14 protein-coding genes, 1 tRNA gene and 1 pseudogene are annotated in these 14,541 nt (G+C 63.8%); 11 read left to right on the top strand and 5 right to left on the bottom strand.

Annotated elements, in window-relative coordinates:
* Nucleotides 1–21: 21 nt before the first annotated feature.
* Nucleotides 22–1,182 carry an acetyl-CoA carboxylase biotin carboxylase subunit family protein gene (locus LGY53_RS20590; RefSeq protein WP_225728317.1) on the bottom strand — a complete coding sequence of 387 codons (1,161 nt, stop codon included), beginning with the start codon at nt 1,180–1,182 and terminating at the stop codon, nt 22–24.
* 366 nt (nt 1,183–1,548) lie between these two features.
* On the opposite strand from LGY53_RS20590, the gene LGY53_RS20595 reads away from it, so the two are divergent.
* From LGY53_RS20595 to LGY53_RS20615, 5 genes are all read left to right on the top strand, one after another.
* Nucleotides 1,549–3,333 (top strand): carbamoyltransferase C-terminal domain-containing protein, encoded by a 1,785-nt coding sequence (locus tag LGY53_RS20595; RefSeq protein WP_225728318.1) that lies wholly within the window; start codon nt 1,549–1,551, stop codon nt 3,331–3,333.
* Nucleotides 3,334–3,374: 41 nt separating this feature from the next.
* Nucleotides 3,375–4,802: an ATP-binding protein gene (locus LGY53_RS44160; RefSeq protein ID WP_225728319.1), complete on the top strand. Its 1,428-nt coding sequence runs from the start codon at nt 3,375–3,377 to the stop codon at nt 4,800–4,802.
* A gap of 84 nt (nt 4,803–4,886) precedes the next feature.
* The gene (locus tag LGY53_RS20605; protein WP_225728320.1) at nt 4,887–5,771 is read left to right on the top strand and encodes a tyrosine-protein phosphatase; all 885 of its coding nucleotides are present in this window, start codon (nt 4,887–4,889) and stop codon (nt 5,769–5,771) included.
* 562 nt (nt 5,772–6,333) lie between these two features.
* Nucleotides 6,334–6,990 (top strand): hypothetical protein, encoded by a 657-nt coding sequence (locus LGY53_RS20610; RefSeq protein ID WP_225728321.1) that lies wholly within the window; start codon nt 6,334–6,336, stop codon nt 6,988–6,990.
* A gap of 360 nt (nt 6,991–7,350) precedes the next feature.
* Nucleotides 7,351–7,435 (top strand) — tRNA-Leu (locus LGY53_RS20615).
* On the opposite strand, the gene LGY53_RS20620 is transcribed toward LGY53_RS20615, so the two are convergent.
* Nucleotides 7,417–8,001, bottom strand: coding sequence for a hypothetical protein (locus LGY53_RS20620; RefSeq protein ID WP_225728322.1), 585 nt, complete (start codon nt 7,999–8,001; stop codon nt 7,417–7,419). The two genes, LGY53_RS20615 and LGY53_RS20620, sit on opposite strands and share 19 nt — an antisense overlap.
* 355 nt (nt 8,002–8,356) lie before the next feature.
* Between LGY53_RS20620 and LGY53_RS20625 the strand changes: the two genes are divergently transcribed.
* From LGY53_RS20625 to LGY53_RS20640, 4 genes are read left to right on the top strand one after another with little or no spacing between them, the layout of a single operon-like run.
* Nucleotides 8,357–8,674: a WXG100 family type VII secretion target gene (locus tag LGY53_RS20625; RefSeq protein WP_225728323.1), complete on the top strand. Its 318-nt coding sequence runs from the start codon at nt 8,357–8,359 to the stop codon at nt 8,672–8,674.
* 22 nt (nt 8,675–8,696) lie between these two features.
* Nucleotides 8,697–9,011, top strand: coding sequence for a WXG100 family type VII secretion target (locus tag LGY53_RS20630; protein ID WP_225728324.1), 315 nt, complete (start codon nt 8,697–8,699; stop codon nt 9,009–9,011).
* Entirely contained in the window at nt 9,008–10,348 is a 1,341-nt protein-coding gene (locus LGY53_RS20635; RefSeq protein WP_225728325.1) for a polymorphic toxin type 24 domain-containing protein, read from the top strand. The genes LGY53_RS20630 and LGY53_RS20635 overlap by 4 nt, the downstream gene beginning before the upstream one ends.
* Before the next feature lie 29 nt (nt 10,349–10,377).
* A complete protein-coding gene (locus LGY53_RS20640) occupies nt 10,378–10,773 on the top strand; it encodes a HEAT repeat domain-containing protein (RefSeq protein ID WP_225728326.1) in 396 nt (131 codons plus the stop codon).
* Between the two features lie 120 nt (nt 10,774–10,893).
* Here the strand turns inward: LGY53_RS20640 and LGY53_RS20645 are convergent, their stop codons facing one another.
* Complete coding sequence (locus LGY53_RS20645; RefSeq protein ID WP_225728327.1) at nt 10,894–11,160, bottom strand: recombinase family protein; 267 nt, start codon at nt 11,158–11,160, stop codon at nt 10,894–10,896.
* 542 nt (nt 11,161–11,702) lie between these two features.
* Nucleotides 11,703–11,984: a hypothetical protein gene (locus LGY53_RS20650; RefSeq protein WP_225728328.1), complete on the bottom strand. Its 282-nt coding sequence runs from the start codon at nt 11,982–11,984 to the stop codon at nt 11,703–11,705.
* A 407-nt stretch (nt 11,985–12,391) separates the two neighbouring features.
* Here LGY53_RS20650 and LGY53_RS20655 point away from each other — a divergent pair, with 407 nt between their 5' ends.
* Together LGY53_RS20655 and LGY53_RS20660 are read left to right on the top strand one after the other, a co-directional pair.
* Nucleotides 12,392–12,823, top strand: coding sequence for an AMP-binding protein (locus tag LGY53_RS20655; RefSeq protein ID WP_225728329.1), 432 nt, complete (start codon nt 12,392–12,394; stop codon nt 12,821–12,823).
* Nucleotides 12,824–13,253: 430 nt separating this feature from the next.
* Nucleotides 13,254–14,384 carry a lactonase family protein gene (locus LGY53_RS20660; RefSeq protein ID WP_225728330.1) on the top strand — a complete coding sequence of 377 codons (1,131 nt, stop codon included), beginning with the start codon at nt 13,254–13,256 and terminating at the stop codon, nt 14,382–14,384.
* 20 nt (nt 14,385–14,404) lie between these two features.
* On the opposite strand, the pseudogene LGY53_RS20665 reads toward LGY53_RS20660, so the two are convergent.
* A pseudogene (locus tag LGY53_RS20665) lies at nt 14,405–14,541 on the bottom strand (IS982 family transposase); the annotation flags it as partial.

The following is a 14,541-nucleotide window of genomic DNA, read 5'->3' on the forward strand; positions in this document are numbered from 1 at the left end:
AATGAGCAGCGCCGAGCCGGATTATTCGGCTTCGTTGAACCGCACGATATCCTCCAGCCTGCGCTGCAGTTTGAGCTCGTCCTGGTCGGAGATGATCGCGTGCCCCACTTTTCCGTATGGACCGGGCGGCGTCTCCGGCGAGTACTCGACCTCATCGAGTATGAATCTGCGTTCGAAGTCCTGCCGGGTCAAATCCTTGTCATTGCGGCGGCGCAGGAACGCGTATCCATGGAAGAGATTCGGCGTGATGGCGGGTATGGGGCCGGGTCGCATACCGAGGGCGAGGTCGATTTCGGCATCGAACAGGTCGACGCCGAAGGTGAGTTCGTTGATGCGCGGTGTCAGCCCGCCCGGAAGGCGGATGGCGCATTCACCGAATGTCAGTCCCGATTCCTCGACGAATATCTCCAGGTGGAATACGCAATCGGGTGCGCCGAGGCCGCCGAGCGCCTGTTCGGCGAGTGCTCGCGCCTGCCGGTACAGTTCCGTATGTTTGCGTTCGTCGAGAATATTCACGGCGATGACCCGGCCCTGCGCGGCGCTGAGCGGTGAGGTGTTGTATCGGGCCAGCGACGACCAATACAGGGCGCCACCGCACCAGATGCCATCTATGTGTATCTCCGGTGCATCGATGTGGGATTCGGCGACGATCGCCACATCAGACCTGGTCGGGAGTGGTTCGAGGGCCGCGGCGTATTCGCCGGGTGAGCGGACGATGCTGGTGCGCAGCGACCCGGCCCCATTCGCGGGTTTGACCACGAAAACGTCGCCGAGTTCGTCGGCGATATCGGCGTACGAGATTTGTGCCGACACGTATCTGACGCGTGCCCGCCGCACCTCGGGCGGCAGTGCGTTCTTTTGCAGGTATTTGTCCCGGAAATAGAGCGTTTTCTGCGGATCTCGGTGTCCGGGGAGGTCCAGCTGCCGGCGCAGATACGCCGCCCCGAAGACGCCGAATTCGTGGACGGTGAGCACCCCATCGGCATTGTCGACACCCGCGGCCAGCACCGCGCGGGACAACTCCTGGACGTTCTCGATATCGGTGACGGATATCGAGTTCCGCCCATTCGGTGGGCTCGCCGGCGCGTTCACGATGTAGTAGGGATCCACGCCCCTCCGCCGGAGCGCCTGATCCAGGTCGTCCCGATACCCGAGAACGATCAACATCGGATATTTCGCCACTGCAAATACCTCTAGCAGAGTTTTCCCGACTCACCGTTCCGGTGGCAGGCGCCATGGAATAGACAGCGACCCTGTCTATTGCCGCAGCTCTTGGTGCGGTCGATACATCCGTATCCAATCGCAGCGATGCTTGCCTACGGCAGCTTATTGCTATGTCCTGACAAAGGGGACCGTGCGCATATATGTGATCTATATCACAGTTGCTCGATTGCGGCTGTGCTGCAACGATTTCCATAACGGTGTTGATTGTTTCGATTGGCTGGATGTCAGATCGGCAAGTGCGGCAACACTTTTCGAATTGAACCCGCGCGCGTGCGAAGTAACCTGCCGTTCGCCGCCCGTGTCGCGCTGGGAGGCGGAAAATCCATGATAGTTCTCGGTTACAACGGATTCTCCAGTGGTGCACGGCTTTTCGGTGAACACTACGGAGCCGTCGGCATCGCCAGGAATCTGCTGGTCGGTCACGACGCCGCCGCAGCGCTGGTGGTCGACGGCGAGCTGGTGGCGGCCGTCGAGGAGGAGCGGCTGAGCCGGGTAAAGAAGACCTCGGACTTTCCGGCGAATGCGATCGACTGGTGCCTGGAATTCGCCGGTGTCGAACTCGAAGAGGTGGATGTCATCGCATTTCCGTGGCGCTTTTCGCCGACCGTCGCCGAGCGGATGATTTCCGAGATATGTGATTCCGGGATGTCCGTCACCGCGAAGTTCGACGCGCTGCGCCGGGCCGGCGCGGTCTACACCGGCATGTTCAGCCGCGAGGCGATCCACCGCGACTTCGTCGAGCGCACCGGCCACGAGCTCGACCCCAACAAGCTGGCCCTGGTGCCACACCATCTGGCCCATCTCATGTGCGGCGCTTACCTTTCCGGCGTCCGGGACGCCGCCTTCCTGGTCAGCGACGGTCGGGCCGAGACACTGTCGGCGGTGATGGGCGAGCTGCGCGACGGTGTGGTCCGGATCTTCGAGGAGGGCACCGTCGAGATGACCAGCTCGCTCGGCGTCGCATACGGCCGGATCACCCGCTACCTCGGCTTCGTGCCCAACAACGACGAGTACAAGGTGATGGGGCTGGCCGCGTACGGCCCGCCGCCGCGGCATAACCCGCTGCTGGAAAACGTTGTGCGGCTGCACGATAACGGCTCGTACACGATATCCATCCCGGCCGATCCGGATACCTACTACGCGCTGTTCGACCGGCTCTTCGGCGGCGACAGCGAAAAGCGCGAGGAGTTCGACTTCCGGGTCAAGGTCGCGGGCATGGCCCAGGACATGGTCGAGGCCGTCACCGCGCATCAGGTGCGGGCGCTGACCGCGGCGTCCGGGATGGACACCCTGCTGTTCGAGGGCGGCCTCGCGCTGAATTGCGTTGCCAATACCAAGATGCTGGAGCGATCGTCGTTCACCGGTATGGAGGTCAGCTTCGGGGCCAGCGACCCGGGCGTCGCCATCGGCGCGGCCGTCTACGCCGCCGGGTTGCGCAACCGGCCCGCTACCGCGGTCGTCACGCCCTACCTCGGGCCTTCCTACGATGCGGGACAGATCCGCGCGGCACTCTCCGAGCATGCCGACCAGGTGGAATGGCAGGAGGAGGCCGATCTCGCGTCCGTCGTAGCGCGGACGGTGGAGTTGCTGGCCGAGAAGAACGTCGTCGGCTGGTTCCAGGGCCGCGCGGAATTCGGGCCGCGAGCACTCGGCAACCGCAGCATCCTCGCCAACCCGGCCTTCCCGGATATCAAGGACGTCATCAACCTGCGCGTGAAACATCGGGAGCCGTTCCGGCCATTCGCTCCGGTGGTCCTCGAATCCGTTGCGCCCCAGGTCTTCCGGATGAGCAAGAAGACCTCGTCGCCGTATATGACCTTCGTCTTCCCGGTCCGCGACGAATATCTGGAGCGGATCCCCGGCGCCTGCCACGTCGACGGCACCGCGCGGATTCAGACGGTCGACGAACGGCAGCATCCGGAACTCGCGAAGCTCTTGTCCGCCTTCACCGCTCGCACCGACGTACCCTGCCTGCTGAACACGTCGTTCAACGTGGCGGGCGAGCCCATCGTGTGCTCGCCGCACGATGCGCTGGCATGCTTCCTGGCGACGGAGATCGACTATCTGATCATGGGCCGGTTCGTGGTCGGCAAGAAGAGGTCGGGATAGCCCGTTGCATTTCCGAAAGGCCCGGAGGATGCTGGCAATTCGTGGGGAGTGAAGCATTCGATGCCGATACGTTCGCGATAGATCTACAACGAATCATGCGCTCGACGGCGAATGCCGTCGCGGGGGACCGTCGGCGAAATACCTTGGTGGCCAAGGTTGTCGACCATCTCGGGGCGGATATGCCGCAGGTGACCGTCGTCGGGCAGAACTGGGACAGCTGGGAGCACGCGAATCTGCAGCGCGGTGTCGACGCCTACCTGGCCGAGCGTGCGACAGCGCCGGACTGGTTCGGCGTCGCGGGCGCCCATCGCGGGCACGAGGAGTTGGCGGGCCTGGTGTCGATGGCCCGCAAGAACGACCAATTCGAGCTCGGCACGGTCGATTTCACGACCGTCGCGATCGGCCCCGCCGAGGTCACCGAGGCGGTGCAATTGGGGTTGGTCACCACCACCGCCCCCGATGGCGCACCGGTGGTGCTCGGCATGCGCGGACCCGATATGCGCTACGGCAACACTCAACAGTGCATGCTGGAAATACTCGCCGCACAACGGGCGACCGCGGTCGCGACCCGCGACCGGATCGAGCGGCTGATGGCGCAGCGGGATGTATTCCGGGGCCAGGTACTGGCTTTCGGTGTCAGCGAGAATCGCGGTAACGACCTCGTCACCTTTCTGCCCCGGCCACGATTGAGCGCCGATCAGGTGGTGCTGCCCGACGGCGTGCTGGATCTGATCGAACGGCACACGGTCGGAATCGCGACGCACGGCGCCCGATTGCTCGATGCCGGACAGCATCTCAAGCGCGGACTGCTGCTGCACGGCGCGCCGGGGACCGGCAAGACGCATACGGTGCGGTATCTCATGGGGCGTTTGTCCGAGAGCACCGTGATCGTCTTGACCGGGCCCGCCATGCGGTTGATCGGTCGTGCGGCCAATCTGGCCCGGCGGCTGCAACCCAGCGTCGTCGTTGTCGAGGACGTCGATCTCATCGCCAAGGACCGCAGCTACGCACCGATGGGAAATCCCTTGCTGTTCAGCCTGCTCGACGCCATGGACGGCATCGGAGGCGATGCCGATGTGACCTTCCTGCTCACCACCAATCGCGTCGCCGAACTCGAGGAGGCGCTCGCGCAGCGACCCGGCCGGGTCGACCTGGCCGTCGAGATCCCGCGCCCGGATGCCGAGGGTCGGGCTGCGCTCCTGCGGCTCTACAGCCGAAACCTGCGCGTCGAAGCGGATCTCACGCCTATCGTCGCCGAAACCGCTGGGCAGACAGCGTCATTCATCAAGGAGCTGTTGCGCCGGGCCGCCCTGCGGGCCATCACCGACCGCCCCGGCGCCGAAACCGTGGTGGTGGACGCGAATCTGAGCGATGCGCTGGCCGAAATGAATTCCGCGACAAGCACACTCACTCGGTCGCTGCTCGGCGGTGGTGACTCCGAGAGCGAGGGTGCCGTCCGAGCGCGGTGACGACCCGGATTTGTTCCGCGTAGCTGTCGGATTCCCCAGTCGGATGGGCGGATTCGGTGTGTTCGGCGGCCCTACCGTCCCTTTATGAAGATTTTTCGCAGCATGCTTGTCGGCGTCGTCGTCGCCGTTACGTTCACCGTCGGTGTGGCGAGCGGCGAGCCGCCCTCGGCACCGTCGCTATCGGCCGGTGGCAAGATTGATCTGCAAGGCGCGATCAATGTTCGCGACGTCGGCGGCTACCGCACCTACGATGGTGCGACTGTCAAGGCGGACAAGGTGATTCGCGCAGATGCACTGCAGCGGCTGACCGACGCCGATGTAGCGCGTCTCGGCTCACTGAACCTGGGGACCGTGATCGATCTGCGAACTCCGGCCGAGGTTCGGATGATGGGAGCCGACAGGCTGCCCGCCGGGGTGGTCTCGGTTGCCCGCCCGATCGACGACACCGGGCTGTTCGAGCAGATGACGCAGGTGATTCAGTCCCGGGATCCGGTTGAGCAGCAGCGGGTGCTGGGAGACGGTGGGGCGGAACGGATCATGGGGGAGGTGTACCGCAGCTTCTTCACCGATGACGCGCGGACGAAATTCGGGCAGACGATCACCGAGCTCGCCGCGACCGATTCGGCGATGCTCTATCACTGCACCGCCGGTAAGGATCGCACAGGCTGGCTCACCTACGTTGTGTTACGGGCGGTCGGTGTGCCGGAATCGGTTGCGCGCCAAGACTATCTGCTGTCGAATCGGTATCGCGCCGCCGCCGATGCCGCGCTGCGCGCACAGCTGCGGCAGGCGGGTGTGATGCAGAATCCGGATCTGTTGATTCCGCTGCAGGAGGTTCGGGACGAATATCTGGATATAGCGGTGCGGCAGTTGGAGCAAACGTACGGTGGATTCGGGAAATATCTCACCGAGGGCCTCGGGCTGGATCCGCTGACCATCTTGCGGCTGCGTAAGAACCTGGTCGGCTGAAACTCCGTCGCGTCGGAGGAGATTTTTGTTTTTCACGCTTCGTAATTGCTGTTCTATTCAATAGCGGCACCGCTCGGCTTTGTATCCATTTATGCTGGTTGCGAATATTGCTGGGTAGCGATTTCTCGGCCGCGGGCTTGCGGAATCTGATCCAGGGATATGGCGGCGCTATCGCCGGGGGTTTTATTATTCGGGTAGTCGGCGCACCGACCGATCTTCATGTTTGAGCTCGATTCGGGCTGTATGGGGGCGCGTCGGGCCGCGGCGGTGCATGGCGGACGTGGGTTCGGCACCGTCCGCATCCCGATCGGAATTCAGTGTTCCATCATTGTGATCCATCATATAATTCGACAGGCGAAATTTGTGTCGACGTCACAAATATGGTGAGGTCCATCGGATGGCGACCGGATGCTCGACTGGGGAAAATTCCCCTGTTGATCGGATGTATTCGAGCGGTTGTTTTCTCGGTATGTTGATTGCTGTTCTTCGAATCGACAGCTCGATCGCATTCGATGTCGATTGCTTATCCTATACGCCTTTTCGGTTTGTCAAGGAGAGTGAAATGCTCAGCAACCCCTCACTTGCCCGGATAACGCTGGCCGCCGTGAGTTGTGCGGCGACAACGGTTCTCGTCGGCGCGGGCGCGGGCCCGGCGCAGGCGGCCGCCGGTTCGACAACGGTCACCCCGGCCGGACACAACATCACGGCCGTCAACCAGGGGCCGATGACCTTCAGCTCGGGTCCGGTGACCGGTAGCTGCAATACCGTCACCGGCACCGGAGCCGTGCCCGCGGCTCCGGGCAACGCGAACCCGAGCGGTCCGGTGTCGGTGCCGATTCAGTCGATCTCCATCCGCGACTGCACATCCAATCTGACCGGCGTGAACATCGCCGTAACCACCAGCGGCACCTGGACGGTGGCGGCGCAGAACGGCTCGCCGATCGTCGGAAGCCTGGTGATTCCGCAGGCTGGGATGACGATCCAGGTGACGGGATTGACCAATTGCACAACCGTGGTCGCGCCGGACGGGCCCTTCTCCGCCTCCGGCACCTTCACCAACGGCAGCCCGTCGACGGTCGCGATCAGCAATGTCGAGGTGCCAGTCAAGACCACCGGTGACCCGCTGTGCCCAACGGAATCCCCGACCGGAACGGTGTCGGGGACCCTCGCGTTCAACGACACCACCGACCCGACGCAGAACCTCACCGTCGGCCCCTGATGATCCGGATTCGGTTGCCGCGCAACAGATAACGGTTCCAACCCGGAGCCCGCGTTCCGCACGGAACGCGGGCTCGTTTCACGGAACCGGGAGCCCGGCTCTCCCCTCCGGTGTGTCGGGCGCCCGGCCCGTGCGACTCCAGCCCTCCCGGTTCGCCGGAGACGAGTGCACCAAAGCCTCCCACTACCTTGATCACTCAAGGTAACGATACAAACGCTTACCTCGACTTGTCAAGGTAAGGCACTCGACATCGAATCGCCTGCGCCGCCATCGATCCCCCGCAGCGGCGTCCCGAACCACCTCGAACCCAACCGATTTCATCTTTTAGCCACCCATCGGCTACTCTTGCCGAGCACACCGGTCCGGGTGGCGGAATGGCAGACGCGCTAGCTTGAGGTGCTAGTGCCCGTTATAGGGCGTGGGGGTTCAAGTCCCCCTCCGGACACAACCAGTAGGCCCACGGGCGGTTTGGCGAAGCTTCAGCCAAGACCGTCCGTTTTTCCGGGGTTGTAGGTCAGTTTCAAGTCGAGCTGACGGTACGCCTCGTGCTTGTTTGCAGTGTCCGCTTTTCAGGATCGCAAGTAGTCCGCCGAGATTGTCCACCATTTGCAGGATCTCTTGGCGGCTCATCCGGCGGCCGGTGACGGATTTCTGTTCTATTGCGGCGATTTGCGCGGCGGCCAGTTCTCGTTCCTTCCGTACCTCGCGGGTCCATTCGGCGATCAGCTCGGGGTCGGCTCCGGCTTCCAGTGCGGCCCGATGGCGGGCGAGCTTCTGGTCTTGTTCGCTCAGCAACCGCCGTGCTGCATCGAGAACCGATGTGTGCGTGGTGGGTTGGGCGTTTTCGAGCTGGGTCAGGGAGTGCTCGATGATGTGACGTGCCTCGATCAGCCGCATAGCCCACATGTCGGCCTCTCCCAGGCCCGAATCCTGGAACTCTTCGGGAAGAGTGTCGGGCATGAACAGCCCGCCAGGTGGTGGCGGTGTCACGGAGAACATGGTGTCGATCACAATGCGGATGCTTCGATTGGCGCTGTGTCTGGACCTTGCCTCAGCATTTCGACCATATGTATGACCGCTTTCTCGTAGTCCCGGTCGCCGCGCCCAAGGCTTTCGTGCCTGCCGACGCAATGCCGGCTCTTTCCGTTTCTCCACTGTGGATCCCGCCTCGTCCGTTCCCGTCCCGGCCGACCCCTACTCCTGGCAAACTCTCGAAAACCGCTCAGGCGGATGGAGGTAAGCGGCGGATGCCGGGTGAGCGTGTCCAGCTCTCATCGCCATTGGGCGTCTAGGAACAGCCGAGGTTTCCGGCCATGATCGTCGATCCGATAGGCTCGCATGGCAACGCTCTTCATCGGGGGGGACCATGTCGCAATCGTGGGACGGGAAATTCGATGTCGTCCCGGCCGAAGTCACCGACGCGGGCCGCTACGTCCAACTTGCAGCGCAGGAGTTGGTGAACGGGCTGCGCTCGATCGATTCCGATGTCAGCAGGTTGCTGGAGAGCTGGACCGGCAGTTCCGCTACCGCCTACCGTTCCGGCTGGGAGGAGACGCGCAAGGGCGCGGAAACGGTCCTGCAGGCGTTGGGCACCTTGGCGGAACTGCTTGGCGTGGTCGCTGATACCCACGTCAGTCTCGACACACAGCGCGCCGCCGATACCAGCTCGTTGGATTTGCCGTAAGGCGTTGGGGAGGGAGAAATTCGTGGCTGACGACGCGTTTCGGGTGGATCTGGAAGAACTCGACGACATCGCCAACCAGCTCAAGGGATTCGTCGGGTTCCTTACCGAAAGCGTCACCGGCGTGCAGCAGCGCACAGCCGCGTTGCAGTCCACCTGGACCGGCGCTTCCGCGGCGGCCGCCAGCGAAGCATTCACCAAGTGGGTGACCGGCGCCCAAGAGGTCGCCGAGGGCATCGAGACCATGCGTACCACAGCCATCGCCGCGAAAGAGCGCTACCAGGCCGCGGTCACCACGAATCTGCAGATGCTGGGTCGCTCGACAGGCACGCAGTCGTGACTGTCCTGGACGTCTCCGCTCAGACCTACTACGACGCCGCCGACATTTGCTCAAAGGCCTCCGCAGGCTATTTCGATGCGTTCAAGACCGCGATGAGGTCTTTCGGCGACACCACCAACATGGCCGGCAGTATCGGCGACGGCAAGAAGTGGGCCGAGTCCTACGACCAGCAGTGCAAAGACATCTACAACATGTCCATCGACCTGGTCGTCGCGCTCGACGGCTACGCCCAGGTACTCAAGCAGGCCGGCTACAACCACGCCCTCGCTGACTACCACGCGGACAGCGGGCAACCCGCACCGGCCGAACCCAACACGAACCCGTCGTTCACCCTGTCCCCGCAAGAACTCGTCTCGCTGCTCGTCCCGCCGTCCGCGGGTGGGCCGGGGCACGGACTTGTCGACGACGGACTCGAACTAGCGGCGAAGGTCGGCATCCCGATCCCCGATGGCGACACCACCAAGCTCTCCCATGCCGGTGACGTCTGGAACACCCTAGCCACCAACGCCACAGTCACCGCTACCCCTGGCGAGCTCGAACGCGCGGCCGCACTGTTCGAGCAGGTCACCTCCCCGGACGCGAACTTCATCGACGAAGACCTTCGCGAACTCAAAACGGCATGCAGCGATCTCGCCGGCGCCTACGGGGAACTCGCCCAATCATGCCGTGATCAGAAGACAGCCCATGACGAGCTACGGGAAGCGCTCAAGAAGCTCCTTGAGGATCTCGCCAAGGAAATCGCCACAGAAGTGGCCGTCGACCTCGCGCTCTCGGTCGCCGCATCGTTCGTCAGCTTCGGTGTCGGTGCCGTCGCGGTGGCCGCGAAAACCGCCGCCAAGGTCGCCAAAATCATCGACAAGTTCGCCGACCTGATCAAGACCGCCGTCAAAGCGGCGAAACTTCGCGTCGCCGTGAAGATCGAGCGCGCGACCACGAAGACGAAAGAAACCATCCAACGCATCAAAGATCTCACGACCAAACTCGCGGAGAAACTAAAGAACTGGCGTAAAGCGAAGAAGCCGCTCAAAGACCACCTTGACAACGCGCAGGTTTGCACCGACCGGACGCTGCCGACAAAAGGCCAGCCGAATACCTATATGGTCAAGAAGGACGCGAACGGCAATATCACCAACTACACGTATTTCGACGAGGACGGCATTGCCACGAAGCGCGTCGACCTGACCGGGAAAGCGCACTACGACAAGAATACAGGCCAAGAAATCCCGACACCGCATGTCGTCGAGGTGCAGAAGAACCAGAATCCGAAGACGGGGGAATACTTCGGTCAGACGAAGCCAGACACCGTTCGACCGGCCACGCCAGAGGAGATCCCGTAGTGAGCCAAGATCAACAAAGTGGGAGTGATTTGGACGAGTTGCTGGCCATGTCGCGGAGTGCCGACACGGGCAATAGAGTCGACGCGGTGCAGGCCCTCGGTCGACGGATTGATCAGCCAGATGCATTCCACCGATTGACGGAAATGTTGCGTGATCAAAACGTCACGGTGATGGTGGACGCGGCCGAGATGCTGGCCCGACGCGGCGGAAATGGCGGGGTCCGAGCGGTCATCGAAGAGCTCGGACGCACGGCGGACGACCCGGACGCCGACTACATCATGTACAAGCTGGAGGAACTGGAGGCTCTGGGAGAGGTGCCGATCCTGCGTATCGCCAGGGCGCTCCTCGCTTCTGAGGAGTCGGCTGATTTCCGCGCTGGACTGATCGACGTCGAAAACTATATGGGACATCACAATCCGAAATAAACGTTCGTTTCGCCCTCCGCAACCCTCTGACCTGCTCGTCGGCCTGAACCGAGTCCCTGCGGCGCTACCGAGCGTGCGTTGTCGGCAGATTGATTCCGATCAGGCGCGGTACGTCGCAGATTAGAAGGCGCGCTGTGGTTCACCGATCACGACGGCGTCGAAGCCACGGTCGGGAGACTTCAACAGGTCGAGCAGTCGCGACGCCTGGGGTCGCCGCTTCCACGGAATCGCTCGGCACTGCCCGATGTCGAAGAACTCGGCGACGATCTCGCCATGACGGTCGGTCAAGGCTTGTCCGCGCCCGAACTGCCAATTCCGCGACGTTTCTGGATCCTGTTGATCCTCGGTCGACACGCGTCCGTAGAAAGCGAATCGGATCATCGTCATGCCGCCCTCCGATCACACGATGATTTGTTGCATCCGGCAGCACGGCCGATCACACGCATCAGATGGGCCGCGGCGAGCGGCGTAAGTCTCGGAGGGCGGCGCGGGACGATCACGGTGACGTCGTCGACCGCGGGGTCGATCTCGTCCGGGGCTCCGGACTGCGATGCGGCGGCGATGCGGTGTGGACGTCGACTATGCGACGCTGAGCGACGGACCATCGATGCTCCTCGTTGAAGATCGGACATGATCGGTCAAGGAAGGTGGCGCGGTGGGGGTCCATCAACGCCTAGTGCTCGCGAAGCTGTCAAGCCGCTTTCAGGGGGCGGGCGGGGATTCGATCATGATGGACACTTCTTCGATTGCGGGCGGAAACCTGTCTAGCGGGCGAGTGCTTCTGAATCGTGGAGATACGTTGGCGCACTTGGAAAGTGCGCCAACGGCAGCCCGTCATGGCCGCTAACGCGCGGTTGCTGGTCGAGAACCTCTTGCCTCGCGGTTGCTCGCTGACACATATATCCCGCCTTCACAGGTCCGAGCCGGTGCTAGTCTCGGGAATCCTCCGGCCGCAGCAGCCGGGCGAGTTCGGTACGGGTTGCGAGCCAGGGGTTGCGCGATGAACTCGATTGGCGCGGTTCGATGGCGGTGCGCAGTGCCAGCCCGTGCAGGGTGTCCAGGACAACGGTGATGCGGCGGGTCCAGTCCCGGGCCTCGATCCCAGGCGGGGTGAGGTCGGCGGCGGTCGCGGCCAGGCCGGGTTCGATGGGCGCGAGGCGGTCGTAGAGGGCCGGATCGTCGGCGGCTGCGATCCACACCTTCAGCCACACCGCGAATAGGTTGCCGCTGAACAGTTGCCACAAGGCGTCGGGAGCGGCTGGAATGCGATCGGCGGGGTCTGCGGGCAGAGCGGCGAAACGATCGTGTATCTCGGTGACGGTGCGCTGGCCGACCTCGCCGAGCGCGGCGGCGATGAGATCCAGGTGGTTCGGGAAGTGGCGGGAAGGCTGAGTTCGAACTCGACGCGGAACTCACCGACACCACCGGCACCGTGGTCGCGACCACTCACGGCGTGTATCAAATCCGCAGTTACACACTCGATTTCGCGAAGCAGGCCCGGTGATGGCGGGCCTTTCACTGCCCTGCGCGGTGGGCCGGATCGCCGATGAGGCACTGGCCCTGCGGGACTGTATGCGCGGGACCGCTCGGGCCGATGGGACCGGCTCGGCTACGGGGTGTGGTCTCGGCACTGGCCGATTACGGGGTGATCGGCGGTGCGCTGACCGCGTCGGCGATCCGCTGGCCCGAACATGTCGCGGTGATCGCCTTGTTGAACAATGACTTCGCCGGACCGCAGATTCTGGAGGTGGTCGACCGCGAGGGCATCGAGCTGCTCGTCCACATCGTCGTCCCGGTCATGCTCGCGCGCATCCTCGATGCCGAACCCGAACCTACTGCCCAGCACGATCTTTCGGCATTGCGGGTGATCTTCGTTGCCGGTTCACAGCTCGGCGCGGCCATGTGCACCCGGGCGACCGCGGCGTTCGGACCGGTGCTCTACAACCTCTACGGCTCCACCGAGGTCTTCTCCGCCACCATCGCATCGCCACCCCCGCCGATCTGCGTGCCGAACCCGGCTGCGTCGGCAGACCTGTGCGCGGCGCGGTAGTTCCAGGGTGATACCTGGCCGCTCGCCCAGGGCTTCGACGGCCACGGCCTCGAAATCGTCGGTGGTCATCCGCAATGGAGTGGCGTGTTTCTTGGCTGCTGCCATGTTGAAAGCTCCTCGGCTGTACAGGATTCGGCTGTGAGACAGTCCGGTGCCGCACCCAGCCGACAAGCGCGGCGCCGGAGTGTGGGCGTGACCAGCGGGCCAGGCCGTACTCGGCGCGGCCTGGCCGCGCCTGATCTCCTGAAGCGGCACGAGCGAACAGCCTGCGCCGCAATCGTTCTCGTCGCGCGGCTGCGCACGGCAATGGTCATACGCGCAGTCGATTCCCCACTTGCTGCGCAATCTGCAAATCGGGCTGCGCCACTTGTTAATTCAGACGGTCGAGATCATTCTGACGCACAACGTGATTCGGGCGGAAGGAAAAGCGATGCGAGGCAGCGGGTTCGGGCGAAGGGGATTCCTCGGTGCGCTAGGCATCTCAGGGATCGCGATTGCGATCGGGATGTCGGCCTCCCCCGTTGCGCGGGCGATCGCGGGCGCACGGGCGTATGTCGGATGCTTCACCACGGGCGGTCAGGGACGCGGAATCATGGTCACCACGGTGGATCCGGGTAGCGGGCGACTGACCATGGACAGCACCATCGAGACCACGAATCCGACATCTCTGGCGATGTCCCCGGACGGGCGATTCCTGTACGCGGTGAACGAGTCCGACGGCGCGGGCACCGCCACCGCGATCGACCTGACGACGCAACCGCCGACAGTGCTCAATACCGTTGCCGTGGAGGGCAATAGGCCGATTGACCTGTGTGTGACCCCGGATGGGCGCTGGCTGCTCACCGCGAATTACGAGTCGGGCAGCGTGACCGTGCTCGCCATCGCCGCGGACGGCAGCATCGGCGATGTCACCGATGTGGCCCAGCATTCCGGCTCGGGTCCGAATCAGCGTCAGAAGGGCCCGCACGCCCGCCAGGTGCACGTCGACCCGTCCGGAAACTGGATACTCGCGACCGACCTGGGCGCGGATTCGGTCTTCGTCTATCAGCTCGCCGACGGCAAACTGAGCCAGCAGTCCCAGGCCACACTGCGCCCGGGCAGCGGCCCCAACCAGCTGTGCTTTCACCCCGACGGACGCAGCGCCTACCTCGTCAGCGAACTGGCTGTGGCGGTGACCGTGTGCGATTGGAATGCCGACCGCGGCGAACTGCGGCCCGGATTCACCATCGGCACTGCGGACCCCACCGGCCTCCTCGGGAACTATGCCGCCGCGCCGGTGGTCTCCCCCGACGGCCGATACCTCTACGTGGCCAACTGCGGCCACGACAACATCGCCGCCTTCGCCGTCTCCGGCGCCACCCTGACACTATTGGGACGCACACTCTCCGGCGCCAGACGGCTCTACGGCCTGACAATTTCCCCCGACGGCCGCCGCCTCTATGCCGCGCATCGGGGCACGAACACGGTCACCTGGCTCGACCTCGACCCGTCCACCGGCCTCCCCGGCCCGGCATCGAAAGCGCTGGACGCGCCGTCGCCCACCACGGTGCTCTTCGGCTAGACGAGTGAGTCCGAACCGGTTTAGTGGTCGAAGGCGATGAGGGAGCGGGTGACTGGTTGTCCGGTGTGGTGGTTGTGCCAGATCGCCGCGGCCAGGGCCAGGACTCGCTGGGCGACGCGGACGGCGACGCCCTGGAAGGACCGGCCGCCGTGTTGTT

Source organism: Nocardia sp. JCM 34519.1 (genome assembly GCF_020361265.1).
GTDB lineage: Bacteria > Actinomycetota > Actinomycetes > Mycobacteriales > Mycobacteriaceae > Nocardia > Nocardia arthritidis_A.

Bases quoted from the DNA above. Each gene is read 5' to 3' on its own strand.
- LGY53_RS20595 (WP_225728318.1), top strand. From the start codon at position 1,549: ATGATAGTTCTCGGTTACAACGGATTCTCCAGTGGTGCACGGCTTTTC.
- LGY53_RS20605 (WP_225728320.1), top strand. From the start codon at position 4,887: ATGAAGATTTTTCGCAGCATGCTTGTCGGCGTCGTCGTCGCCGTTACG.
- LGY53_RS20610 (WP_225728321.1), top strand. From the start codon at position 6,334: ATGCTCAGCAACCCCTCACTTGCCCGGATAACGCTGGCCGCCGTGAGT.
- LGY53_RS20625 (WP_225728323.1), top strand. From the start codon at position 8,357: ATGTCGCAATCGTGGGACGGGAAATTCGATGTCGTCCCGGCCGAAGTC.
- LGY53_RS20645 (WP_225728327.1), bottom strand. From the start codon at position 11,160: ATGACGATGATCCGATTCGCTTTCTACGGACGCGTGTCGACCGAGGAT.
- LGY53_RS20660 (WP_225728330.1), top strand. From the start codon at position 13,254: ATGCGAGGCAGCGGGTTCGGGCGAAGGGGATTCCTCGGTGCGCTAGGC.